Consider the following 22,173-nt stretch of genomic DNA (forward strand, 5'->3'; position numbering starts at 1 on the left):
GAGTTGGTCGATTCCCTTCTTTCCATCCACTACCTTCACGCGCCTTATTTGCCAGGAACCAACTGAAGCTTGGAGACGTTTATCGGCTCGTGAAATTAAATTGATGTGTGGAGTTACTGTGGAGCAGCGCGACGACTGGCACCTGACCGACAGACTCAACTACGCGCATGGCAGGGGAGACCCCTTCGCCGCAGCAGTGCGCGCGACTAGAATGCCGATGGTCATCACCGACCCGTCTCAGCCCGACAACCCGATCGTCTTTTGCAACGAGGCGTTCCAGGCACTGACCGGCTACGCGCAGCACGAAGTGCTAGGTCGGAACTGCCGTTTCCTCCAGGGTCCTGAGACAGACCGTTCTGCGGTTTCAAAGATTCGTGCTGCAATCGCCGGCGGAGAAAGCGTCTCCGTCGAATTGCTTAATTATCGAAAAGATGGATCGACATTCTGGAACGCTCTGTATCTCAGCCCCGTGCGCAACGATCTCGGCGAAATCCAGTTTTTCTTTGCCTCGCAGCTCGATGTGACGAAGCACGTGGCTTTCAGCAGGACGGTCCTCGAACAGGCGGCTTTGGTAGAAAAGGAAGTCGAGCGACGGACTGCTGAACTCGAAGCGGCTCTCGAGGCAAAGACGGTGTTGCTTCACGAAGTAGATCACCGCGTCAAGAACAACCTGACGATGATTGGCTCATTGCTGAGGCTTCAGGCGCGGACGATCGGCGACCCGGTCATTACGTCGAAGCTGGAAGCGATGATGGAGCGGATCGATGCCCTGGCGACGGTGCACCGTACCCTGTACCAGTCCGGCGACGTGACAAAGTTCGACATCGGCGAATTCGCCACGAAACTGGCGGAGGATGTCATCGGGTCGAGCGGGAGAGGGGACATTGTGCTGAAATGCGATGTGGACCCCATTCTCGTGCCGGCCGGCAAGGCATCCTCCCTCGGCCTGGTTCTGAACGAGATTCTCACCAACGCCATCAAGCACGGCCTTCGCGATGGCCGGGCAGGGACGATTGCGGTTACCGGCCGCTCCGAGGGAAGCAGGGCGACGATTACTGTCGAAGACGACGGCATCGGCATGCCGAGCGAACCGCCGACAGGTTTGGGTCGTACCCTTATTAACAGACTTGCCAGACAGACGGACGCGACGGTCGACTGGTCGACGCTATCGGCCGGCACGCGCGTGACGCTGTCTCTGCAGAACGGGAATTAATCGATGGAACGCCCCAAGCCGCCCTTGAGTGTCCTGATCGTCGAAGACGAGGCCCTCCTTGCCATGGATGTGGGAATGATGGTCGAGGATGCTGGGCATACCGTCATAGGCGAGGCGGCATCGCTCTACGAGGTGGAGGAACTGGAGCCCCCTAAGGCCCCAGACATTGCCTTCGTCGACATGCAACTCGCCCGCAACACGACAGGGCTGGATGTGTGCGCGCATATCCAGAAGCGCTGGTCCCACACGATCATCATTTTTGTGACGGCGAATCCCAACAAGATACCGGACGATTTCGCGGGAGCCCATGGTGTCATCCCGAAGCCATTCTCCCGTCACGGCTTTATGAACGCTCTGTGGTATCTCCAGGAAAGCGTCTGCAGACCGCCGCCCAATGCCGCCCTTCCGGGCAGCTTCCTTGCGTCTCCCCACCTTGCTTCCACGTGGTGAGAACAGAGCTGAGGTCTTGCACAACAACAACAGCGCTGCAGCAGTGCGTACCTACGGGACAAGCGCATATTGCCTTGCGTTGCGGAGAGAGCGCCGTTAGCTTGCGTTTATGACATCACCAAGCACGGCAAACATGCTCAACCGCCTGATAAATCATCTGGACAGTCGAGATAGGGAATTGCTGGTTCCGCACCTGATACCGGTCACGCTGCCGCGACTTCTGGTGATGGCCGAGCCGCATGTCCCGGCCGATTACAGCTATTTTCCGGAAACGGGCATCGGGTCGATCATAGGTATTTCGCCGGCTGGCAGCGAAGTCGAAGTTGCCATTTTCGGTCGCGAGGGCATGTCACCGCCGAACAGCCTGTTCGAAGACACCCAAGCGCCGTTCAAGGTGTTCATGCAAGTGGAAGGCCACGGGCACAGCATCAAAAACGAAATCCTGTTTGACCTGTTGGCAGAGAGCCGCTCTCTCCGACGAACTCTCAGCCGCTATGCCCAGACGTTGTTCGTCCAGACAGCCTATACGTCGCTTTCCAATGCCACTCACTCTGTCGAGAAGCGGCTTTCGCGCTGGCTGCTGATGGTCCATGACAGGTCAGAGGGAGCTGCCTTGCCCCTGACGCACGACTTCCTGTCTTCCATGATGAACGTCAGACGCCAGAGCGTAACGGACTCGCTGCACGTGCTTGAAGGCGAGCATTTCATTTCGAACACGCGCGGCTTGGTCACAATCAGAGACCGGGATGGGCTGCAGGCTTTCGCGGGCGATGCGTATGGAGTTGCCGAAGCGGAATTCGAGCGGCTTATCGGAAGCATGAGATAGCTATCCGGAACCAATTCGTCCGATACAGTTTTGTCCTGTATGGCGAGATTTTACTTTCATATCCGGGAAGGCGACATAGTGATCGAGGATCCGGATGGCTCCGAGCTACCGGATCTGCATGCAGCAGAACTGGAGGCTGCACTTTCAGCGCGTGCCCTTGTCGTCGAGCGCATTCTGGCCGGCAAATGCATTGGCGACAGAATTCTGGAAGTGGCGGACGGCACCGGCCGGGTCCTCGCAACCGTCAGTCTCCGGTCATCCGTCGGCATTTAGAGCCTCCGAGCTAACGCCACGGCCCGCCGCGCATTCTCCTTACAAGCTACCAGCACAAAAAAACGCCCCCCGAATCCGAAGGGCGTCTGTTTTTGTTGCACGCTTCTGGATTAGTCGAGCAGTTCGGGTGGGACCTTGCCGCCATTCTCAGACAGTTTCTGCAGCAAAGCCTTGTGCAAGAAAGTATTCATCTTGGCGCTGTCGTGAACGTCTCCCTGGTAATGGAGTTCAGCTGCGAGCTCCTTGCGTTCTTCAAGGCTGGCGTCCATGCCGAGTGCCTTCATGAGGTCGACGATGGAGTGTTTCCAGTCGAGCCTCTGGCCGGACTTCTGAACAGCGGCATCGAGGATCGGGGCGACGTCAACGGACTGTGCGGGGATGGATGCCGATGGCGCGGATGGTGCCGGTGTGGCGGCGCCGGGGGCGGGATTTGAAACCGGGGTTGCCGCCGCGGTCGTGCTGGCAGTCGATGCCTGTGTTGTGCCTGCAGCCTGCGCCTGGCCGAAAATGGCGTTCTTGATGCGGTCGAAAATGCTCATGGGATATCCTCCGTTGTTTGCTTGCACATCCACAACGCAAGAGGGTCCTCACCGTTCCGTGATGAAGAGTGCCGGCCAGGAGATATGGTCATCGCAGATGGTGAAGCTCTGGTGTCGTGATTGGTAGATGATCAATGGAGATTGGGCACTCAACCACATCAAGGCGTCAAAAAAGTATCTTTAATAGATCTGCGCTGAGGTAGAGGCCCCGGCAAATGAGGGATATCGTTATGGCAAGCGTTGGATCTGCGAATTTGGAGGTTTGCAGATTTTGCCAGGAAACTGGAAGGCGTGAGTGGGAGGAGTAAACATGCAGCCGGATCTCGAACTGGTTCATATCCGCAAGGGCGAGTCCTTTGCCGCGTGGAAGCACGGATACCCGTTTCGCACGGTGCGCTGGCATTATCACCCCGAATATGAGATCCATCTGGTCGTTGCGACGTCCGGGCAATTTTATATCGGCGACCACATCGGTCGGTTCGAGCCCGGCCAGTTGATCATGACCGGCCCCAATCTTCCCCAGAACTGGATTTCCGAGATCGCACCGGGCGAGATCGTTCCGACGCGCAATCTGGTCATCCAGTTTCCCGAAAAACTAATTCAGGATTGCATCGCCAGCTTGCCCGAGATGGAGGCGCTCGGACCGCTCCTGAAACGCAGTAGTCGCGGACTGCTGTTCGATCCGGCTGCTGGCGTGGAAGTGCAGCCGTTGATGGAGCAACTGATCGAAGCGCAGGGTATGAAGCGGCTGGCGCTATTCTGGGAGATCCTCGACATCCTCGCCCGTGCCCCCGAACCGGAAGTGCTTGCCAGCCTGAGCTATGAACTCGACCTCCCAAGCATCAACGACTGTGGCATAAACCGCGCCATCGCCCATCTGCGGGACCACTTGACGGACGACATCGACGAGCGCGAACTGGCCGATCTCGTCGGACAGAGCCCCAGTTCTTTTTCGCGCGCTTTCAAACGCCACACCGGCACGACGCTGGTGCGCTACAAAAACCAGCTGCGCGTGGATCTCGCCTGCCTGATGCTGCTGACGCAGCCGGAGGTGAAGGTCGCCGAGGTCTGCTTCGAGATCGGCTTCTCGAACATATCCAATTTCAACCGGCATTTCCTGAAGCAGAAGGGAATGTCGCCATCGCAATTCCGCACGACGTTTGCTGCCAACGGAGAGCTGATGGCGGCGGAGTAACAGCGAAAACCCGATACCCCGGAAGGGGTTTGCATTCGGAAGGCATGGTGCTTTCCGGAAAGGGACAGGCTTTGCCTGTCGTCATCTAAGGGAGGAAGACCGAGATGAAGAAGACTTTGATCGCGCTATCGATTGCGACCTTGGCAATGGCCACCGCGCCAGCCATGGCGCAGGAAGCCAAGCTCAAGATCGGCATGACGTTTCAGGAGTTGAACAACCCCTACTTCGTGTCGATGCAGGAGGCTCTCAAGGAAGCCGCGAAAAGCATTGGCGCCGATGTTGTCGTCACCGATGCCAACCATGACGTCGCCAAGCAGATTTCCGATATCGAGGACATGCTGGAGCAGAAGATCGACATCCTGCTGATCAACCCCACCGATTCCGCCGGCGTCGAATCCGCGGTTAAGATGGCCAAGGATGCGAACGTCATCGTCGTCGCCGTCGATGCCAATGCCAACGGCCCGGTCGACACCTTCGTCGGCTCGAAGAACAAGGACGCCGGCTACCAGTCTTGCCAGTTCTTGGCCAAGTCCCTGAATGGCACCGGAGAAGTTGCCATTCTCGACGGCATTGCCGTCGTGCCGATCCTGCAGCGCGTCGAAGGCTGCAAGCAGGCGCTCGCCGAATTCAGCGGCATCAAGCTGGTCGACACGCAGAACGGTCGCCAGGATCGCTCGGTTGCGCTCGGCGTCGTCGAGAACATGATCCAGTCGCATCCTAACCTAAAGGGCATCTTTTCGGTCAACGACGGTGGTGCGATGGGCGCGCTCTCGGCCATCCAGGGATCCAACAAGGACATCAAGCTGACCTCCGTCGACGGCGCTCCGGAAGCGGTCAAGGCGATTGCCGACGGCACGGCCTTCATCGAGACGACGGCGCAATTCCCGCGTGACCAGGTGCGTGTCGGTCTTGCCATGGCGCTCGCCCAGAAGTGGGGAGCCCGCGTCGTGCCGAAGGAAGTTCCGATCGACGTGAAGCCTGTGACCAAGGAAAATGCTGCCGGCTTCAGCTGGTAATAGTCGTCGGCGCGCCCCTGCCACCTCGCAGGAGCGCGCCATCCATTCAAACGCGGGAGCGAGCGATGCTGGAATTGAAGGGTATCAAGAAGAGCTTCGGCAGGATTGCGGTCCTGCACGGGGTCGACCTGACCGTTCGCGCAGGTGAAATCCATGCTCTCCTCGGCGAGAACGGTGCGGGTAAGTCGACACTGACAAAGGTGCTGTGCGGCATCCTGCAACCGAGCGAGGGGGAAATCTTCATCGATGGCGAGCGTCACCGCTTTGCCGATTACAACGAGGCGATCGACAACGGTATCGGCGTGGTGTTCCAGGAGTTCTCGCTGATCCCCTATCTCGATGCTGTCGATAACATGTTTCTTGCCCGCGAGCTGCGTAGCGCCGTCGGCCTGTTGAAGCGCGGCGTCATGCGCAAGCGCGCGGCCGAAATCCTCGCTCAACTCGGCATCGATATACCCCTCAATGTGCCGGTCCGTACTCTTTCCGTTGCCGAGCAGCAGTTCGTCGAGATCGCCAAAGCTCTGGCGCTGAATGCCCGGATACTGGTGCTGGACGAGCCGACAGCAACGCTGACGCCATCCGAGGTCGAGCATCTCTTCAGGGTAATGAGGGGTCTTCGGCAGCAGGGCGTCGCCATCGTTTTCATCTCGCACCACCTCGAAGAGATTTTCGAGATCTGCGACCGCATCACGGTGCTCCGCGACGGGGAATATGTCACCTCCTGCGATGTCAGCGAGGTCGACCAGCATCGTCTCGTCGAATTGATGGTCGGCCGGCGAATTGAAAACAGCTTTCCGCCGAAACCTGTAATGACTACAAACCCTCCGGTCGTCCTCGACGTCAAGGCGGTACAATTGGCGCGGGGAGGGCCGATATCCAGTTTCCAGCTGCGTTCAGGCGAAATTCTCGGTTTTGCCGGGCTGGTCGGCTCCGGTCGGACTGAAACGGCGCTGGCGATGATCGGTGCCCACCGCGCCACCCGCTGCGAGCTGTCGCTCGATGGCGTCGAGAGACGGTTTACCGATCCAGCGGAGGCGCTTGCAAGCGGCATAGGGCTGCTGCCCGAAAGCAGAAAGGAACAGGGGCTGATCACCAGCTTCTCCATCCTCCATAACGTTTCGCTGAATAACTACGGCAAATATCTATTCGGGCATTTCTTCATCGATCGCCGTCGCGAGCTCGAGGATACCGTCTCCGCGATGGCGCAGGTGCAGGTCAAGGCGCAGGGGCCGATGGCGCGTGTCGATACGCTTTCCGGCGGCAATCAGCAGAAGGTGGTCATCGCCCGCTGGCTTAATCACAACATGAAGGTGCTCATCTTCGACGAGCCGACACGCGGCATCGATGTGGGCGCCAAGACAGAAATCTACCAGCTGATGCGCGAGTTCACCGCGCGCGGATATTCCATCATCATGATCTCCTCCGAACTGCCGGAAGTCATCGGCATGTCCGACAGGGTGTGTGTTTTTCGGTCAGGCGGCATCGTCGCGACAGTCGAAGGCTCAGCCATCAATGCCGAAGAGATCATGATCCACGCTACCACCGGGAGGATAAAAGATGTCGCATGATGGGATCGCTGAAAGCGATACTCGCGCCAAAGGCGCAGCAATTTCCGCATTCAGATCGCTCATTCACTCGCCTTTGGCACTGCCGCTCGCCGGGCTGGTCGTCGTGTCCATCCTGATGGGCTTTGCGTCCGACAGCTTTTTCTCGGTGTCGAATATCCTCAATGTATTCCGCCAGGTCTCCGTCGTGGCGATCCTCGCGGTCGGCATGACCTTTGTCATCCTCACCGGCGGCATCGACCTTTCCGTCGGCGCGGTCATGGCGCTGGCGGGAACGATGGCTGCGGGCCTTATGGTCCATTTCGGCCTGCCGGGCTGGGTGGGTCTGCTGGCCGGGATGGTTCTCGGCATAGGGCTTGGGATTTTCAACGGCCTGCTGGTCGCCTGGGGACGGATGCCGGCTATCATCGTCACCCTTGCTACGATGGGGATCGCCCGCGGTATCGGGCTCATCTACTCCGGCGGCTATCCGATCTCGGGCTTGCCGTCCTGGATTTCCTGGTTCGGCGTCGGCCGCGTCGGCATCGTCCCGGTGCCCGTCATCATCACGGTCGTCATCTATGCACTCGCCTGGGTGCTGCTCGAGCGCACGCCTTTCGGCCGCCATGTCTACGCCATCGGCGGCAATGAACTGGCAGCCAAGCTATCCGGCGTGAAGACCGCCAGGGTCAAGCTCGCTGTCTATGCCATTTCCGGCCTGACCGCCGGCCTGGCTGCGGTGATCCTCACCGGACGCCTGATGTCCGGCCAGCCAAATGCCGGCGTCGGCTTCGAGCTGGATGCCATTGCAGCGGTCGTTCTCGGCGGTACCGCCATTGCAGGCGGTCGCGGGCTCATCATCGGGACCCTGATCGGCGCTGTGCTGCTGGGCATCCTCAGCAACGGCCTCAACCTGATGGGTATCAACCCCTATCTGCAGGATATCATCCGGGGCTTTATCATCCTGCTTGCCATCTACATCGCCCGCGAGTGGCGCTGACCCGTAACCATATTGATAATTCCGGACATAAAGGAGAGCACGAATGTCTCAGTCACTTGAAGGAAAGATTGCCGTCATCACTGGAGCCGCTTCGGGTATTGGTCTTGCCACTACGGAAAAGTTGCTCGCCGCCGGCGCCACCGTGGTCATGGTGGACTGGAACGAGACCAGCCTCAAAGAGCTGACGGATCGTCTGGGCGAAAAGGCGATAGCGCAGGTAACGAACCTGCTCGATGCCGAGAGCTGCGCTGCGATGGTGCCTGAAATCCTGCAGAAGGTCGATCACATCGACATCCTCTATTGCAACGCAGGCACCTATATCGGCGGCGAGCTGACGGAGACGACTGGCGAGGCGATCGACAAGATGCTGAACCTCAACGTCAACGCCGTGATAAAGAACGTCCATGACGTTGCCCCGCACATGATCGAGCGCGGCACCGGCGACATCGTCGTCACCTGCTCGATTGCCGGCCACTATCCGACCTATTGGGAGCCGGTCTATGCCTCCTCGAAGTGGGCGATCACCTGCTTCGTCCAGACCATGCGTCGCCAGATGATTCCGCATGGCATTCGCGTTGCCCAGGTATCGCCCGGTCCCGTCGTCTCGGCGTTGCTGGCCGACTGGCCGGAGGAGAACCTCCGCAAGGCTAAGGAATCCGGAAGCCTGATGGACCCGAGCGAAGTTGCCGATGCTGTCGAATACATTCTTACCCGCAAGCGCACGGTGACGATCCGCGACATGATCGTCCTTCCGACGAATTTCGACCGGGTGTAAGACGGCTGAAGGCGAGTTCGCAGAGCGTGGAGGAATGATATGACGAGGTTCTTGATCGGCGTCGATGTCGGCACCGGTTCGGCACGGGCAGGCGTGTTCGACCGCGAGGGCTTGCTGCTCGCTCATGCCAAACGGGATCTGGTGATCTTCCGAGACGATTCCGGCCATGTCGAGCAATCGAGTGCACAGGTTTGGCAGGCCGTCTGCGAGGCGGTTTCCGAGGCCGTCGATCTGGCGGGCGTCAATCCAGCCGATGTGGCGGGTATCGGCTTCGATGCGACCTGCTCGCTTGTCGTCGATGGTGCCAGCGGCGGGGTGGGGGACAGTGCCCATCCCGAGCGGGACATCATTGTCTGGATGGACCATCGCGCCCTCGATCAGGCCAGCAGGATCAATGCCACCGGACACGAGGTTCTGTCCTATGTCGGGGGCACGATTTCGCCGGAGATGGAGACGCCGAAGCTGCTCTGGCTGCGCGAGAACCTGCCTGAGATCTACCGCTCAGCGGTGAACTTCTTCGACCTCACGGACTTCCTAACGTGGAAGGCGACCGGCGCCCTCGACCGGTCGTCCTGCACCGTCACCTGCAAATGGACCTACCTGGCGAAAGACAACCGCTGGGACGAGAGCTTCTTCCGCCAGATCGGGCTGGAAGATCTTGTCGAGGATGGCTTTGCGCGGATCGGCCGGAGCGTCGTCCACCCCGGCACCGCCCTTGGACAGGGACTGAGCGCCGAGGCTGCTGCTCTTATGAACCTGCGGCCCGGCATTGCCGTTGCGGCAGGCTTGATCGACGCCCATGCCGGCGGTATCGGCACAGTGGCGGCGAGGGGAGGGGCGGAAGACCCGACGACATGCCTCGGATATGTGTTCGGAACGTCGTCCTGCACGATGACAACCACCGCAGAGCCTACCTTCGTGCCCGGCGTCTGGGGCCCCTATTATTCGGCCATGGTTCCCGGCATGTGGCTCAACGAAGGCGGACAATCCGCAGCCGGTGCCGCGATAGACCAGCTCGTCAGGATGCATCCGGCCAGTCCGGAGGCAACCGCCACGGCGGCGCGCGAAGGCAAGAGCCTGCCGCAATGGCTGGCGGACCGGGCGCTCGCCTTGTCAACCGAGCCATCGGAAGCTGTCCGTCTTGCCGATCATCTGCACGTGGTGCCAGAGTTCCTCGGCAATCGCGCGCCATTTGCCGATCCGCAGGCCCGTGCGGTAATCATGGGGCTCGGCATGGAGACGGGTTCCGACAGTCTCGTTGCGCTCTACATCGCCGGCATTTGCGGACTCGGCTACGGCTTGCGTCAGATCGTCGACACGCAGGCCGCCAAGGGCGTGGCGATCCGGACTATCTCGGTGTCGGGCGGCGCAGGGCTGCATCCTCTCATTCGCCAGATGCTGGCCGATGCAACCGGAATGCCGATCGAGGTTACCGCTAGTCCGGAGCCAGTGCTGCTGGGGTCGGCAATGCTGGGTGCGGTCGCTGCCGGTGTCTACCCCGACCTGCAGGCAGCGATGCCGGCCATGTCCGTCATCGCCTTGCAATGCCAGCCGGCGACCGGTCCGATCCGCGCTCTGCACGATAGACGATACCGCGCCTTTCTCGATCTGCAGGCGGTCAGCCGGAAAATCCGCACTGATGCCGAGCCGCTTTCAAAATAAGTTTTATGTCTGAGGAGGAGAGAGATATGCAGTTTGCCGGGAAATCCGTCATCATCACCGGCGCAGGCAAGGGCATCGGTCGCGCCTGCGCGAAAATCATGGCGGAGCGTGGCGCCGAGGTCATTGCCCTCAGCCGGACGGCGTCCGATCTGGAGAGCCTGAGAGCGGAAGTCGGCGGACGCTCGATCGTGGTCGATCTTGCCGACCCGGCTACGACACGGACGGCGATGCGGGAAGCGGGCACCGCCGATTTCCTGATCAATAGCGCCGGTATCAACGTGCTCGAATCGAGCTTCGACATGACCGAGGAGGGCTACGAGGCGGTCATGGGCATCAACCTTCGTGCCGCCCTCATCACCTGTCAGGAGTTTGGCCGGGCGCGTGTCGCAGCCGGTGGCGGCGGCGCGATCGTCAACATCACATCGATTGCGGGACATCGCGGTTTTGCCGAGCACCTTTGCTACGCTGCGTCCAAGGCGGGGCTGGAAGGCGCTACGCGGGTCATGGCCAAGGAGTTCGGTCCGCACGGCATTCGCGTCAACGCAGTCGCCCCGACGATCACGCTCACGGAGCTTGCCCTCAGAGCCTGGAGCGACCCCGTGAAGTCGGAGCCGATGATGGTGCGCCATCCCATCGGCCGCTTCGCGGAAGTCGAAGACGTCGCACGGACCATCGCGACGCTGCTGTCTGCAGACACCGAAATGGTGACGGGCGTCGTGTTGAATGTCGACGGCGGCTTCCTCGCCGTCTAGGCGAGGCGTCACAGCCGATCCGTCGTTTTGCCAAATAGCAAGGATGCCCTGTACTTGCGGTTGACCTTGTTGACTCCAGCACCACATCGAGTTGATCTGTATCGTTTATTCAAAATAGATTTTCGTGGGGATTAGCTTTGATGGGATATCTGAAATCCTTGGGTTTGGCGGCGGGGGCCGCAGTCTTCGCACTCGGTGCGCAGCCAGCTCTGGTGTGGCAGCCAGCCTACGCGCAGGACGCCAGCGCGTCGGTCAGCGCCACTCAGTTGGCGGTGACCAAGATGAACGCCTACGTCAAATTCATGAACGACACGCTTCGCGCGACGGACTCGCTTCAGCGCTATCGCTTGTGGGTCAACATGAGCAAGGGACCGACCGGCAAGGAGAGGAACATTTACGGTCTCTACTCTCTGTATGATGTTGGCCAGCAGATCGACGCCGTGAAAAAAGCTGCTGTCTCCGAGCCTGCCATGCCCGACCTCGATGCCGCCATGATGGCGTATCTCGATGCCTATCAGAAGCTGGCGCCGGTGATCGAAAAAGCCAACACCTATTACGAGCGCGGTGACTACAAGGTGGATAAAATGGAAGGCGGCAAAGCCCTCCACAAGGATATCGCACCGCTAGGCGCCGCTTACGAAGCGCGTCGGAAGGACGCAGAGACCGCCTTGCGCGTAGAAAAGCAAAAGACCGATCTGGCTGCTCTCGCGGCTATCGAGAAGGCTGAAGGCAAGAAGGCGGCCTGGCAGGTTCGCAACACCATGATGCATGCCGAAACGATGATCAATCTCCTGCCGAATGCAGAAAACCCCGTGGTCGACATGCAGGCCTTCAAGACAGCACTGGACGGTTATACGGCCGCGACGACCGAGTTCGACGATTTTTCCTCCGCGAACCCAGGCGCTTTCATTGGATTTGAATCGCGGCCCGATACCATGCTTTCGGAGATGCGCGACTTCTATGCACTGCTGGAAAAAGCCAAAGGCGATGCGCGCAAGGGAGCCGGTGAAAGTCTCGAGAATATTGTCTCGGACTACAACCTGATGGTCGAGATGTCAGATACCGCAGTATCGGACATGGCCCGATAGGGCAAAACGAGACGGTTGCTTCGCTGACCGGACGAGGGATCGCAACGGTAGGCTGCCTATGTGTTGCAATGATGAGACGCTGGAGGCTCCGGTCGTCACTGGTCGGGGCCATGCCCAGCGTCGGTTGATTGAGATCAAGCTGGCCAGTCGAGGTGCATGCTACTTGGCGATAACCCAAGGAGCATCCGATGACGAAAATGATGAAAGCCGCTGTTCTCCACGAATTCGGCAAGCCTCTGGTGATCGAGGATGTGCCAGTGCCAGAGCCGCGTGCCGACCAGATCCTGGTCAAGATTGCCGCGACGGGCGTCTGCCATACCGATCTCCATGCAATCAAGGGTGACTGGCCGGTCAAGCCGACCGTGCCGTTCATTCCGGGCCATGAGGGTGTCGGAACTGTCGTCGCCATCGGACGCGACGTCAAGCGCATCAAAGAAGGCGACCGCGTCGGCGTTCCGTGGCTTCATACGGCATGCGGCTATTGCCCCCATTGCCGCACCGGCTGGGAGACGCTCTGCGCCGACCAGCAGAACACCGGCTATTCCGTCAATGGCAGTTTTGCCGAATATGCGCTCGCCGATCCGAACTATGTCGGCCGCCTGCCGGACAATCTGGAGTGGGGTCCGGCAGCACCTATCCTTTGCGCCGGCGTGACGGTCTACAAGGCGCTCAAGGAAACCGAGGTCAAGCCCGGTGAGTGGGTGGCAGTTTCAGGCGTCGGCGGTCTCGGCCACATGGCGGTCCAGTACGCCAAGGCGATGGGCATGCATGTCGCAGCCATCGACGTTCATCCCGACAAGCTCGCTCTGGCGACAAAGCTCGGGGCGGAGATCGTCATCAATGCCCGTGAGGTCGACCCGGCTGCAGAGCTGCAAAAACGTCTTGGCGGCGTGCATGGCGTTCTCGTCACGGCGGTGTCGCCGGCAGCCTTCGAGCAGGCCTTCGGTGCGCTGCGCTCGCATGGCACGATGGCGCTCGTTGGCCTGCCGCCGGGCAAGTTTGCGATGCCGATTTTCGACACGGTCCTGAAGCGCATCACCGTGCGCGGTTCCATCGTCGGCACGCGGCAGGATCTCGAGGAAGCACTGGAATTTGCCGGTGACGGCGCAGTGGCAGCCCACTTCTCCTGGGACAAGCTTGAGAACATCAACGCCATCTTTGCCCGAATGGAAGAAGGCGGCATCGACGGCCGCATCGTTCTGCAGATCGACTAGGCATTTTTATCACCAGTCCCTTATCCAGACCGTAGCTACAGCATTCTCCCGGGGGAGGGAATGCTGTAGCCCGGACAACCGTGAAAGTTCGATCCCCATGAAGATTGCAGTGCTCAAGGAAACAAGGGCGGGCGAGAAGCGCGTCGCGCTGGCACCGGCGGTGACGGGCAAGCTCGTCAAGCTCGGCGCCAAACTTCATATGCAGTCTGGTGCCGGCGATGCGGCAAAGCTCCCCGATACAAGCTTTCAGGACGTCGCGTTCGAGCCAGACCTGAAGGCGCTGCTCGGCGATGCCGATATCGTCCTTTCCATTCAGGCTCCAGCCGTTGCCACTGTCAAGATGATGAAGCCCGGTGCGATCCTGATCTGCCTCGTCTATGCCAACCGCGAGCAGGAACTGGTCAAGGCGCTGTGCGAGGGCAAGATCACGACATTCGCCATGGAGACGGTGCCCCGCATCAGCCGCGCCCAGTCCATCGATGTGCTTTCGACCCAGTCGGCACTGTCCGGCTACTATGCGCCGCTGCTGGGTGCGGCCAACATGCCGCGAATCCTGCCGATGATGACGACCGCGGTCGGCTCGCTCAGGGCTGCCAAGGTGCTGGTCATGGGGCTCGGCGTTGCCGGGCTACAGGCACTCGCAACGGCCCATCGCCTTGGCGCGATCACCGAAGGCTACGATGTTCGCCCCGAAACCAAGGAGCAGGCGCTGTCCGTCGGTGCCAAGTTCGTCGAGACCGGCGTCGATGCTCGCGGCGAGGGCGGCTATGCCCGGGAATTGACTGCCGAGGAGAAGCTGAAGGTCAATGCGGCCCTGACGCAGCACATCCAGGAGGCCGATCTCATCATCACCACGGCCGCCGTGCCCGGCCGCCCGTCTCCAAAGCTGATCAATGCACAGCAGCTTGCCGGCATGAAGCCTGGCTCCGTGATCGTCGATCTCGGCGCGGAAGGCGGTGGCAATTGCGAGGGAACGAAGCCGGGCGAAACCGTCGAAATCGGGCCGGTCACCATCTTGGCGCCGCTCAATGTGCCGTCTCATCTCGCCCAGCATGCGAGCGAACTCTACGCCAAGAACCTCCTCAATCTCCTCCAGCTGATCGTGCGCGATGGCAAGGTGGTGCTCGATTTTGACGATGAGGTCATCGCCAAGACAGTCCTCACTCATGAAGGCCAGATGAGAAACCAGCCAATGCCGAGCGTGGTCCCGGTGAAGACCCCCGAAGGAGCAGCCGTATGATCGCCGACACATCCCTTACCTGGCTCATTGCCCTCTACATCTTCATGCTCGCCGCCATCACCGGCTACGAGGTCATCAGCAAGGTTCCCTCCATCCTCCACACGCCGCTGATGTCCGGCTCCAACTTCATCCACGGCATTGTCGTCGTCGGTGCGCTGCATGCGCTGTTCACGGCGACAAGCACCATCGCACAGATTCTCGCCTTTGTCGCTGTGATGCTCGGTGCGGCCAATGCCGCCGGTGGCTACATCGTCACTGACCGGATGCTCGCCATGTTCCGTCCCAGCACCGAAAAGAAGGTTTGATCATGTTCCTTCAACATATCGAGGGGCTGAGCGGCCTTGTGGCCGCAGCTCTCTTCATATTCGGGCTAAAACGCATGTCGTCCCCCGTCACGGCACTTTCGGGGATCGTCGTTGCCGGGATCGGCATGGTCATAGCCGTCGCCGCGAGCTTTCTCGTGCTGGCCGATCTGCCAGAGGCAGCACAGCCGCGCATGCCGGCAAATATCGTACTTGCCGTTCTTGCGCTCGGTCTCGGCGGTGGCTGGGCATGGTGGAATGGCCGCAAGGTCGCCGTCACAGCGATGCCCCAGATGGTTGCGCTCTATAACGGCATGGGCGGCGGTGCGGCGGCGGCCGTTGCTGCAGTCGAACTGCTAAAGGTTGCCACGGCCGAGCCGCTGAATGCCTCCGTCACCATCGCCGGTGCGCTGATCGGCTCTATCTCGCTGACCGGCTCGGTCATCGCCTGGGCAAAGCTCGACGGCCGCATCGACAAGCCATGGCGCTTCACGGGCCAGCGCCTGGTCAACGGGCTGGTGTTCCTGCTCGCCATTGCGCTCGGGACCCTGCTTGTCCTGCAGTACGATGGCCTGCCCACCGTTGTCATCGCGCTCCTGTTCTTCGGCTGCGCGCTGGCGTTCGGCATCCTGATGACGCTGCCGATCGGCGGCGCCGACATGCCGGTGGTGATCTCGCTCTACAACGCTTTTACCGGCCTTGCTGTCGCGCTCGAAGGCTATGCCCTGCAAAATCCTGCGCTGATGATTGCCGGCATGGTGGTCGGCTCGGCCGGCACGATGCTGACCGTGCTGATGGCGAAGGCCATGAACCGGTCGCTTGCAAATGTGCTTTTCAGCAACTTCGGGGACGTTAGCGCCGCCTCGACATCAGACATCGCCGGTAGCATGAAGCCGGCAGACGCCGGCGATGCGGCCATCGCCATGCGCTATGCTTCCAGCGTCATCATCGTTCCGGGCTACGGCCTCGCCGTCGCTCAGGCGCAGCAGAAGCTCTACGAACTGGTGAAGATGCTGCAGGCGGCCGACGTCGATGTGAAGTTTGCCATCCATCCGGTGGCGGGTCGCATGCCGGGGCACATGAACGTGCTGCTTGCCGAGGCTGGCGTTCCCTACGACATCATCTTCGACATGAAGGACATCAACGATGCGTTCGCGACGACCGATGTCGCCCTTGTCATCGGCGCCAACGATGTCGTCAATCCGGCGGCGCGCACCGACAAGTCCTCTCCCATCTACGGCATGCCAATCCTCAATGTCGATCAGGCGCACCAGGTCTACGTCGTCAAGCGAGGGCAGGGCAAAGGCTATGCCGGCGTCGAGAACCTGCTGTTTTACGGCGACAACTGCAACATGGTCTATGGCGACGCCCAGGCCGTGATTACCCAGATGGTCCAGGCCATCAAGGAGCTCGGAGGCTGATCCGGCATCCGCTTCTAACCGGTGGCGCCATGGGAAATCGGACGCGCCACACACTGCGAAAGGTAAGTAACATGGCATATGCAACCATCAATCCCTACACGGGCGAAACGTTGAAAACCTTTGCCGACGCCACGGACGCCGAGGTAGGCACGGCAATCGACAAAGCGCACGCCGCCTTCCTGTCGTGGAAAACGGCACCGTTTGCGGACCGCGCCGAGGTCATGCAGAATGCGGCCGACCTGTTGCGTCGGGATGTCGACAGCTACGCCAATCTGCTGACCCTCGAGATGGGCAAGGTGATATCGGAAGCCCGGGCAGAAGTGGAACTGTCGGCAGCTATCTTTGAATACTACGCGAACAACGCTGAAAGGCTGCTTGCCCCACAAAAGCTGCCGGTGGCCGACCCTGCGGAAGGCGACGCCACTCTGGTGCACGAACCCCTCGGCGTCCTGCTCGCCATCGAGCCCTGGAATTTCCCTTATTACCAGATCGCGCGGATCATCGCCCCGCAGCTGTCGGCGGGCAACACCATGCTGCTCAAGCACGCCTCGAACGTGCCGCAAAGTGCAGCGGCGTTTGAGGGGCTGATGAAGGAAGCTGGCCTGCCCATCGGTGGTTTCCAGAACCTCTATGCCACCCGCTCGCAGATCGAGATAATTCTCAACGATCCCCGCGTGCATGGCGTCGCCCTGACGGGTTCCGAAGGCGCTGGCGCCATTGTCGCCTCCCAAGCGGGCAAGGCCCTAAAAAAATCCACCATGGAACTCGGCGGTGCCGACGCTTTCGTGGTGCTTGCCGATGCCGACATGGAAAAGACCGTCAAATGGGCAGTCTTCGGACGGCACTGGAACGGCGGCCAGGTGTGTGTCTCCTCCAAACGCATGATCATCCTCGATGGCGTCTACGATGCGTTCCTCGCGAGCTATATCAAAGGCGTCGCAGCCTTGCGTGCCGGCGATCCCTTCGCACCGGAAACCACGCTCGCGCCAATGTCGTCGCAGGTTGCTGCCGATGAAATCCGCGAGAAGATCGCGCAAGCCGTTGCGCTCGGCGCCACGGCCACCGAAGTCGGGCCCAGCGTTCCCAACCGGGGCGCATTCGTGCAGCCGACGATCCTCACCAACGTCTCGGATGAGAATCCCGCCCGCTATTGGGAATTCTTCGGTCCCGTCTCCATGCTGTTTCGCGCCAGTGACGAAGACGATGCGATCCGCATCGCCAACGATTCGCCTTTCGGCCTCGGTGGCTCGGTGTTCACCTCCGACACCAAGCACGGTGCGGAAGTTGCGGCGAAGATCTCTACCGGCATGGTGTTCGTCAACCATCCGACGATGGTGAAGGCCGATCTGCCCTTCGGCGGCGTCCGTCGCTCCGGTTACGGGCGGGAGCTACTCGACCTCGGGATCAAGGAGTTCGTCAACCACAAGCTGATCAACATCGTCGACATAGACGCACCCTTCTGAGCAGAAATTTCTCCCTGTCGTAGCCGATGCTTCGGTGCCACGACAGGGAGGCCTTACCCCTCCTCTTCAGACCTATCCAACCCCGGGGCCAGAATGTTCGAGACACGCATCCGTCGCAAATCGCTGCTGGACAAGATCACCACGCCGGAGGCTGCGGCCGCCCTGATCAAGGACGGCATGATCATCGGCATGAGCGGCTTCACGAGGGCAGGCGACGCCAAGGCGGTGCCGCTCGCCATGGTCGAACGTGCCAGGACCGATCCATTCAAGATCACCCTGATCACCGGCGCATCGCTCGGCCATGACATCGATCGGATGCTGACCGAGGCTAAAATTCTGGCGCGCCGGATGCCGTTCCAGGTCGACACGACTTTGCGTGCCGCGATCAATCGCGGGGAGGTGATGTTCATCGACCAGCATCTGTCCGAGACGGTCGAACATCTCCGCTCCAACCAGCTCGGTCCGATCGACTACGCCGTCATCGAGGCGACGGCGATTACCGAAGAGGGCGGCATCGTGCCGTCCACTTCGATCGGCAACTCGGCGAGTTTCGCGATCCTTGCCAAGCAGATTATCGTCGAGATCAATCTCAGCCAGCCGCTGGCGCTCGAAGGCCTGCACGACATCTATATCCCCACCAAGCGCCCGTCGCGAGAGCCTATCCCGGTCGTTTCCTGCGATAGCCGCGTCGGTCTTCCCTATGTGCCGATCGATCCGGACAAGATTGCCGCCATCGTCATCACCGGGCAGAAGGACAGCTTCTCGTCCGTCGAGGCACCGGACACGGAAACGGAAGCAATTGCCGGGCACCTGATCCGCTTCATGGAGCAGGAGGTGGCATGCGGCCGGCTCGACCTTTCGCTGCAGCCATTGCAGGCGGGGATCGGTACGATCGCCAACTCGGTGCTTTCAGGATTGGGGAAGGGGCCTTTTCATCACCTCAGGATGTATAGCGAAGTCCTCCAGGACAGCACCTTCGATCTTTTCGATGCCGGAAAGCTCGCATTTGCCTCGGGCTCCTCGATCACGCTCTCGGCCGGATGTGCCGAGCGGGTGTTCGGTGACTTCGACAGATACAAGGCCAAGCTTGTGCTGCGCCCGCAGGAAATCTCCAACCATCCGGAGGTAATCCGGCGTCTCGGGGTAATCGGGATCAACACCGCGCTGGAGGTCGACATCTACGGTAATGTCAATTCCAGCCACTTCAATGGCACGCACATGATGAACGGCATCGGCGGCTCCGGGGATTTCGCGCGCAATGCCTATCTGTCCATCTTCGTCACGAAGTCGCTTGCCAAGGGCGGAAGCATTTCCTCGGTGGTCCCGATGGTCAGCCACGTCGACCACACCGAGCACGATGTCGATATCATCGTCACCGAACACGGCCTCGCAGACCTGCGCGAACTCGCGCCGCGCGAGCGGGCGGCGATGATCATAGCCCGGTGTTCCCATCCGTCCTATCGCGAGCAACTCGAGGATTACCTGGCACGCGCCACCGCGCGCGGCGGCCATACCCCGCACCTGCTCGAAGAGGCGCTATCGTGGCACATCCGCAAGCAGACGACGGGAACCATGCTGCGCTAATCTCGGACCTCGCCTAAAGCGCGGTCATTTCCCCGCGCAGTTTCAGCGCCAGATCCGGGGCATCCGAGGTCAGGTGACCGATGCCGCGCGCAAGCCATCTGCGGATGGTCTCCTCGTCGTTCACCGTCCAGACGCACAGGTCTTCGATCGGAACAGCGCCGGTGATGATGTCCCATTCCGCCTCCAGCAATTCGTGGTGTACGGCGACCAGTTTGGCGAGGCCGTCGATCTTCTCGAGGAATTGCGAGATTCCGCCGTGCTTTTCTGCCGATATGGCGCTGATCGAGACGAGGCGGGCGATGGCCGGCGCATGGCGGCGGCAATCCTCCAGGACCGACGTATCGAAGGATGTCAGGCAACTGCGGCTGCCGATGCCGAAGCGTTCGATCTCGCCAGCGACCCCCTCGACGATGCCCTGATAGGGCGTACCGGTCTCGTCGGACTTGATCTCGATGTGAAAGGAGAGCCGGTTGGCCGGTGCCACCACTTCGAGCACCTCGGAAAGCGTCGGCATCGCCTCTTGCGTATCCTTCAGCATCACCTTCTGGCGGGCTTCAGGTGAGAGGGCGCGAACCGGGCCGGTATGATCCGTCGTTCGGTCCAGCGTTGCGTCGTGGATGACGACGAGTTCACCGGCCGTGGTCAGGTGGACGTCGAATTCCACCGCGTCGACGCCGAGATCGAGAACGTTGCGAAAGCCCGTCAGCGAGTTTTCGGCCCAGAGATTGCGGGCGCCGCGGTGGCCGTGATGAGTGTCATTGAGGATATTTCCTGGTGAGTGGATGTTAGCGTGTTGTCGGGTCGAGCTTGTCGCGCAGCCAGTCGCCGACAAGCGAGATCGACAGGGTGGTAAGCATGATGACGGCCGAGGGCGCCAGCATGATCCACGGTGCGCGGGTCAGGTATTCTCGCCCGAAGCCGACCATGTTGCCGAGGCTGGATTCGGGCGGTTGGACACCGAGGCCGAGAAAGGAGAGGCTGCTTTCCATCAGGATGATTTCCGGAAATGTCAGCGTCATCGAAACGATCAGTGTCGAGGCGACGTTCGGCAGGATGTGACGGAGGTAGACGCGGAACGGGGATGCGCCGAGCTGCACGACCGCTGCCGCATAACCCTGGGCGCTGGCGGAAATGGCCAGCCCGCGGGCAATACGGGCGTAGCGTTCCCAACCGTAGAAGCCCATGAGGCAGACGACCAATGTCATCGACGAGCCGAAGAACGCCAGCACCGCCAGAGACATGATCAGGAATGGCAAGGCGGCCTGGAAATCGGCTAGCACCAGCACGAGATGTTCGACGATGCCCCGGAATTTCGCGGCAGCAAAGCCGAGCGCCGTGCCGAAGAAGGCCGATATCATCGTAGCCCCGAAGGCAATGATCAGCGACACCTTGATCGACTGCAGCAACCGCGAAAATACGTCGCGACCAAGCTCGTCCGTACCGGCCCAGTGCTTGAAATGGCCCGGCGCGACAAGCCGGTTGCTGAGGTCCATCGCCGTGATGCCGTAGGGGCGCAGCTGATCGGCAAAGATCGCGACGAATATCATCGCCAGAAGCCAGACGATCCCGAGCCCGATGCTGAGGGGGACATTTCGCCATAACCAGCCGAGCGGCCCCCGTCTCCTGCTCGTCGTCACGGGAATGGATGTCGCATCTACCGTCGTCATGTCTGAAGTCCTCAATGTGTCGACTGGGCGCGCAGGCGTGGATCGAGCCAGCCATAGAGCATGTCGACGATCAGATTGGAGATAACCATCGTCGCGGCGATCAGCAGCAGGATGCACTGGACGACCGCAAGATCGCGGTTGCTGACCGAGACCACCAGAAGACGGCCGATGCCCGGCCATGAAAAGATCGACTCCACGACGACGGCGCCGGCAATCAGCGTGCCGACCAAGAAGCCGACGATCGTCACGATCGGCACGGCGGCGTTCGGCAATGCATGTTTCCACACAACGTCGCGCCATTTCAGGCCCTTTGCCGAAGCTGTGCGGACATAATGCTGGCCCATCACCTCGATCATCGCACTGCGCGAAAAGCGTGCCAGGATACCGATATAGCCGATGCTCATGGTCACGATCGGCAGGATCATCTGCTGCCACGTGCCTTGGCCACCCGATGGCAGCAGACCGAGGATCACCGAGAAGATCAGCACCAGCAGCAATCCCATCACGAAGGAGGGAACGGTGAAACCGAGGGTCGCGGCCATGATGACACTGCGGTCGGCAAAGCTCTGGCGATGCAGGGCGGCATAGACACCCGCCGGAATGCCGATCAGGAGCTGCAGGCAAAGAGCCGGGATAGTCAGTTCCAGTGTCGCCGGTATGCGGTCGATGACGAGATGCAGGGCAGAGGCCCTGTCGCGCATGGAAACGCCGAAATCACCGGTGAGGATGGACTTCATATAGGCGAAATACTGGACCCACAGGGGCTGATCGAGACCCCATGCCTTGCGAAACGCATCCACGGCTTCCTTGGGGACGTCGGGACCGAGCATCACCTGCGCCGGATCGCCGGACATGCGCAGCACGACGAAGGCGAAGGTCACGACTGCCACAATGGTAATCAGTGCCCGAAGGATCCGGACGAGAACGAAACGCAGCATGTTTATCTCCC

At 60.6% G+C, this 22,173-nt stretch carries 22 protein-coding genes; 18 read left to right on the forward strand and 4 right to left on the reverse strand.

Annotated features, from left to right (window positions below; genetic code table 11):
• The first annotated feature begins 118 nt into the window (after positions 1 to 118).
• The 4 genes from EQW76_RS30150 (at position 119) to EQW76_RS13800 (ending at position 2,762) form a co-directional block, all read left to right on the forward strand.
• Positions 119 to 1,213, forward strand: coding sequence for a histidine kinase dimerization/phosphoacceptor domain -containing protein (locus EQW76_RS30150; protein ID WP_257625764.1), 1,095 nt, complete (start codon positions 119 to 121; stop codon positions 1,211 to 1,213).
• A gap of 3 nt (positions 1,214 to 1,216) precedes the next feature.
• A complete protein-coding gene (locus EQW76_RS13790) occupies positions 1,217 to 1,663 on the forward strand; it encodes a response regulator (protein WP_142824953.1) in 447 nt (148 codons plus the stop codon).
• Positions 1,664 to 1,772: 109 nt separating this feature from the next.
• A complete protein-coding gene (locus tag EQW76_RS13795) occupies positions 1,773 to 2,489 on the forward strand; it encodes a Crp/Fnr family transcriptional regulator (protein WP_224127988.1) in 717 nt (238 codons plus the stop codon).
• Positions 2,490 to 2,567: 78 nt separating this feature from the next.
• Positions 2,568 to 2,762, forward strand: a complete 195-nt coding sequence (locus EQW76_RS13800) for a hypothetical protein (protein WP_142824954.1) — start codon at positions 2,568 to 2,570, stop codon at positions 2,760 to 2,762.
• Positions 2,763 to 2,872: 110 nt separating this feature from the next.
• On the opposite strand, the gene EQW76_RS13805 is transcribed toward EQW76_RS13800, so the two are convergent.
• Positions 2,873 to 3,301 carry a DUF3597 domain-containing protein gene (locus tag EQW76_RS13805; RefSeq protein WP_142824955.1) on the reverse strand — a complete coding sequence of 143 codons (429 nt, stop codon included), beginning with the start codon at positions 3,299 to 3,301 and terminating at the stop codon, positions 2,873 to 2,875.
• Between the two features lie 310 nt (positions 3,302 to 3,611).
• On the opposite strand from EQW76_RS13805, the gene EQW76_RS13810 reads away from it, so the two are divergent.
• The 14 genes from EQW76_RS13810 to EQW76_RS13875 all read left to right on the forward strand — a co-directional run bounded on the left by EQW76_RS13810 (position 3,612) and on the right by EQW76_RS13875 (position 19,557).
• Positions 3,612 to 4,496: an AraC family transcriptional regulator gene (locus EQW76_RS13810; protein WP_142824956.1), complete on the forward strand. Its 885-nt coding sequence runs from the start codon at positions 3,612 to 3,614 to the stop codon at positions 4,494 to 4,496.
• Between the two features lie 104 nt (positions 4,497 to 4,600).
• Positions 4,601 to 5,512, forward strand: coding sequence for an ABC transporter substrate-binding protein (locus EQW76_RS13815; protein ID WP_142824957.1), 912 nt, complete (start codon positions 4,601 to 4,603; stop codon positions 5,510 to 5,512).
• A gap of 65 nt (positions 5,513 to 5,577) precedes the next feature.
• Entirely contained in the window at positions 5,578 to 7,080 is a 1,503-nt protein-coding gene (locus EQW76_RS13820) for a sugar ABC transporter ATP-binding protein (protein WP_142824958.1), read from the forward strand.
• Positions 7,070 to 8,056, forward strand: a complete 987-nt coding sequence (locus tag EQW76_RS13825) for a ribose ABC transporter permease (protein ID WP_142824959.1) — start codon at positions 7,070 to 7,072, stop codon at positions 8,054 to 8,056. Before EQW76_RS13820 ends, EQW76_RS13825 begins: the two co-directional genes overlap by 11 nt.
• A 43-nt stretch (positions 8,057 to 8,099) precedes the next feature.
• Positions 8,100 to 8,831, forward strand: coding sequence for an SDR family oxidoreductase (locus EQW76_RS13830; protein ID WP_142824960.1), 732 nt, complete (start codon positions 8,100 to 8,102; stop codon positions 8,829 to 8,831).
• A 39-nt stretch (positions 8,832 to 8,870) separates the two neighbouring features.
• Complete coding sequence (locus tag EQW76_RS13835) at positions 8,871 to 10,493, forward strand: FGGY-family carbohydrate kinase (protein WP_142824961.1); 1,623 nt, start codon at positions 8,871 to 8,873, stop codon at positions 10,491 to 10,493.
• A gap of 26 nt (positions 10,494 to 10,519) precedes the next feature.
• Positions 10,520 to 11,245, forward strand: a complete 726-nt coding sequence (locus tag EQW76_RS13840; RefSeq protein ID WP_142824962.1) for an SDR family oxidoreductase — start codon at positions 10,520 to 10,522, stop codon at positions 11,243 to 11,245.
• Positions 11,246 to 11,385: 140 nt separating this feature from the next.
• Positions 11,386 to 12,333 carry a YiiG family protein gene (locus EQW76_RS13845; protein ID WP_142824963.1) on the forward strand — a complete coding sequence of 316 codons (948 nt, stop codon included), beginning with the start codon at positions 11,386 to 11,388 and terminating at the stop codon, positions 12,331 to 12,333.
• A gap of 188 nt (positions 12,334 to 12,521) precedes the next feature.
• Positions 12,522 to 13,547, forward strand: coding sequence for an alcohol dehydrogenase AdhP (adhP, locus tag EQW76_RS13850; RefSeq protein WP_142824964.1), 1,026 nt, complete (start codon positions 12,522 to 12,524; stop codon positions 13,545 to 13,547).
• A gap of 97 nt (positions 13,548 to 13,644) precedes the next feature.
• Entirely contained in the window at positions 13,645 to 14,787 is a 1,143-nt protein-coding gene (locus EQW76_RS13855) for an NAD(P) transhydrogenase subunit alpha (RefSeq protein ID WP_224127990.1), read from the forward strand.
• Positions 14,784 to 15,092 (forward strand): NAD(P) transhydrogenase subunit alpha, encoded by a 309-nt coding sequence (locus EQW76_RS13860; RefSeq protein WP_142824965.1) that lies wholly within the window; start codon positions 14,784 to 14,786, stop codon positions 15,090 to 15,092. Before EQW76_RS13855 ends, EQW76_RS13860 begins: the two co-directional genes overlap by 4 nt.
• Positions 15,093 to 15,094: 2 nt before the next feature.
• A complete protein-coding gene (locus EQW76_RS13865) occupies positions 15,095 to 16,510 on the forward strand; it encodes an NAD(P)(+) transhydrogenase (Re/Si-specific) subunit beta (RefSeq protein WP_142824966.1) in 1,416 nt (471 codons plus the stop codon).
• Between the two features lie 71 nt (positions 16,511 to 16,581).
• The gene (locus EQW76_RS13870) at positions 16,582 to 17,973 is read left to right on the forward strand and encodes an NAD-dependent succinate-semialdehyde dehydrogenase (protein WP_142824967.1); all 1,392 of its coding nucleotides are present in this window, start codon (positions 16,582 to 16,584) and stop codon (positions 17,971 to 17,973) included.
• Positions 17,974 to 18,066: 93 nt separating this feature from the next.
• Complete coding sequence (locus tag EQW76_RS13875; protein WP_142824968.1) at positions 18,067 to 19,557, forward strand: acetyl-CoA hydrolase/transferase family protein; 1,491 nt, start codon at positions 18,067 to 18,069, stop codon at positions 19,555 to 19,557.
• Between the two features lie 13 nt (positions 19,558 to 19,570).
• Here the strand turns inward: EQW76_RS13875 and EQW76_RS13880 are convergent, their stop codons facing one another.
• Genes EQW76_RS13880 through EQW76_RS13890 form a run of 3 tightly spaced genes read right to left on the reverse strand, consistent with a single transcriptional unit; the run spans position 19,571 to position 22,162 of the window.
• Complete coding sequence (locus EQW76_RS13880) at positions 19,571 to 20,323, reverse strand: glycerophosphodiester phosphodiesterase family protein (protein WP_143122944.1); 753 nt, start codon at positions 20,321 to 20,323, stop codon at positions 19,571 to 19,573.
• Positions 20,324 to 20,342: 19 nt separating this feature from the next.
• Positions 20,343 to 21,224 carry an ABC transporter permease gene (locus EQW76_RS13885; RefSeq protein ID WP_142824969.1) on the reverse strand — a complete coding sequence of 294 codons (882 nt, stop codon included), beginning with the start codon at positions 21,222 to 21,224 and terminating at the stop codon, positions 20,343 to 20,345.
• Positions 21,225 to 21,235: 11 nt separating this feature from the next.
• A complete protein-coding gene (locus EQW76_RS13890; RefSeq protein WP_142824970.1) occupies positions 21,236 to 22,162 on the reverse strand; it encodes an ABC transporter permease in 927 nt (308 codons plus the stop codon).
• Positions 22,163 to 22,173: the final 11 nt, after the last annotated feature.

The organism is Rhizobium sp. rho-13.1, from assembly GCF_007000305.1.
Lineage (GTDB): Bacteria > Pseudomonadota > Alphaproteobacteria > Rhizobiales > Rhizobiaceae > Rhizobium > Rhizobium rhododendri.

Bases quoted from the DNA above. Each gene is read 5' to 3' on its own strand.
- EQW76_RS13790 (WP_142824953.1), top strand. From the start codon at position 1,217: ATGGAACGCCCCAAGCCGCCCTTGAGTGTCCTGATCGTCGAAGACGAG.
- EQW76_RS13795 (WP_224127988.1), top strand. From the start codon at position 1,773: ATGACATCACCAAGCACGGCAAACATGCTCAACCGCCTGATAAATCAT.
- EQW76_RS13805 (WP_142824955.1), bottom strand. From the start codon at position 3,301: ATGAGCATTTTCGACCGCATCAAGAACGCCATTTTCGGCCAGGCGCAG.
- EQW76_RS13810 (WP_142824956.1), top strand. From the start codon at position 3,612: ATGCAGCCGGATCTCGAACTGGTTCATATCCGCAAGGGCGAGTCCTTT.
- EQW76_RS13815 (WP_142824957.1), top strand. From the start codon at position 4,601: ATGAAGAAGACTTTGATCGCGCTATCGATTGCGACCTTGGCAATGGCC.
- EQW76_RS13820 (WP_142824958.1), top strand. From the start codon at position 5,578: ATGCTGGAATTGAAGGGTATCAAGAAGAGCTTCGGCAGGATTGCGGTC.
- EQW76_RS13825 (WP_142824959.1), top strand. From the start codon at position 7,070: ATGTCGCATGATGGGATCGCTGAAAGCGATACTCGCGCCAAAGGCGCA.
- EQW76_RS13830 (WP_142824960.1), top strand. From the start codon at position 8,100: ATGTCTCAGTCACTTGAAGGAAAGATTGCCGTCATCACTGGAGCCGCT.
- EQW76_RS13835 (WP_142824961.1), top strand. From the start codon at position 8,871: ATGACGAGGTTCTTGATCGGCGTCGATGTCGGCACCGGTTCGGCACGG.
- EQW76_RS13840 (WP_142824962.1), top strand. From the start codon at position 10,520: ATGCAGTTTGCCGGGAAATCCGTCATCATCACCGGCGCAGGCAAGGGC.
- EQW76_RS13845 (WP_142824963.1), top strand. From the start codon at position 11,386: ATGGGATATCTGAAATCCTTGGGTTTGGCGGCGGGGGCCGCAGTCTTC.
- adhP (WP_142824964.1), top strand. From the start codon at position 12,522: ATGACGAAAATGATGAAAGCCGCTGTTCTCCACGAATTCGGCAAGCCT.
- EQW76_RS13855 (WP_224127990.1), top strand. From the start codon at position 13,645: ATGAAGATTGCAGTGCTCAAGGAAACAAGGGCGGGCGAGAAGCGCGTC.
- EQW76_RS13860 (WP_142824965.1), top strand. From the start codon at position 14,784: ATGATCGCCGACACATCCCTTACCTGGCTCATTGCCCTCTACATCTTC.
- EQW76_RS13865 (WP_142824966.1), top strand. From the start codon at position 15,095: ATGTTCCTTCAACATATCGAGGGGCTGAGCGGCCTTGTGGCCGCAGCT.
- EQW76_RS13870 (WP_142824967.1), top strand. From the start codon at position 16,582: ATGGCATATGCAACCATCAATCCCTACACGGGCGAAACGTTGAAAACC.
- EQW76_RS13875 (WP_142824968.1), top strand. From the start codon at position 18,067: ATGTTCGAGACACGCATCCGTCGCAAATCGCTGCTGGACAAGATCACC.
- EQW76_RS13885 (WP_142824969.1), bottom strand. From the start codon at position 21,224: ATGACGACGGTAGATGCGACATCCATTCCCGTGACGACGAGCAGGAGA.
- EQW76_RS13890 (WP_142824970.1), bottom strand. From the start codon at position 22,162: ATGCTGCGTTTCGTTCTCGTCCGGATCCTTCGGGCACTGATTACCATT.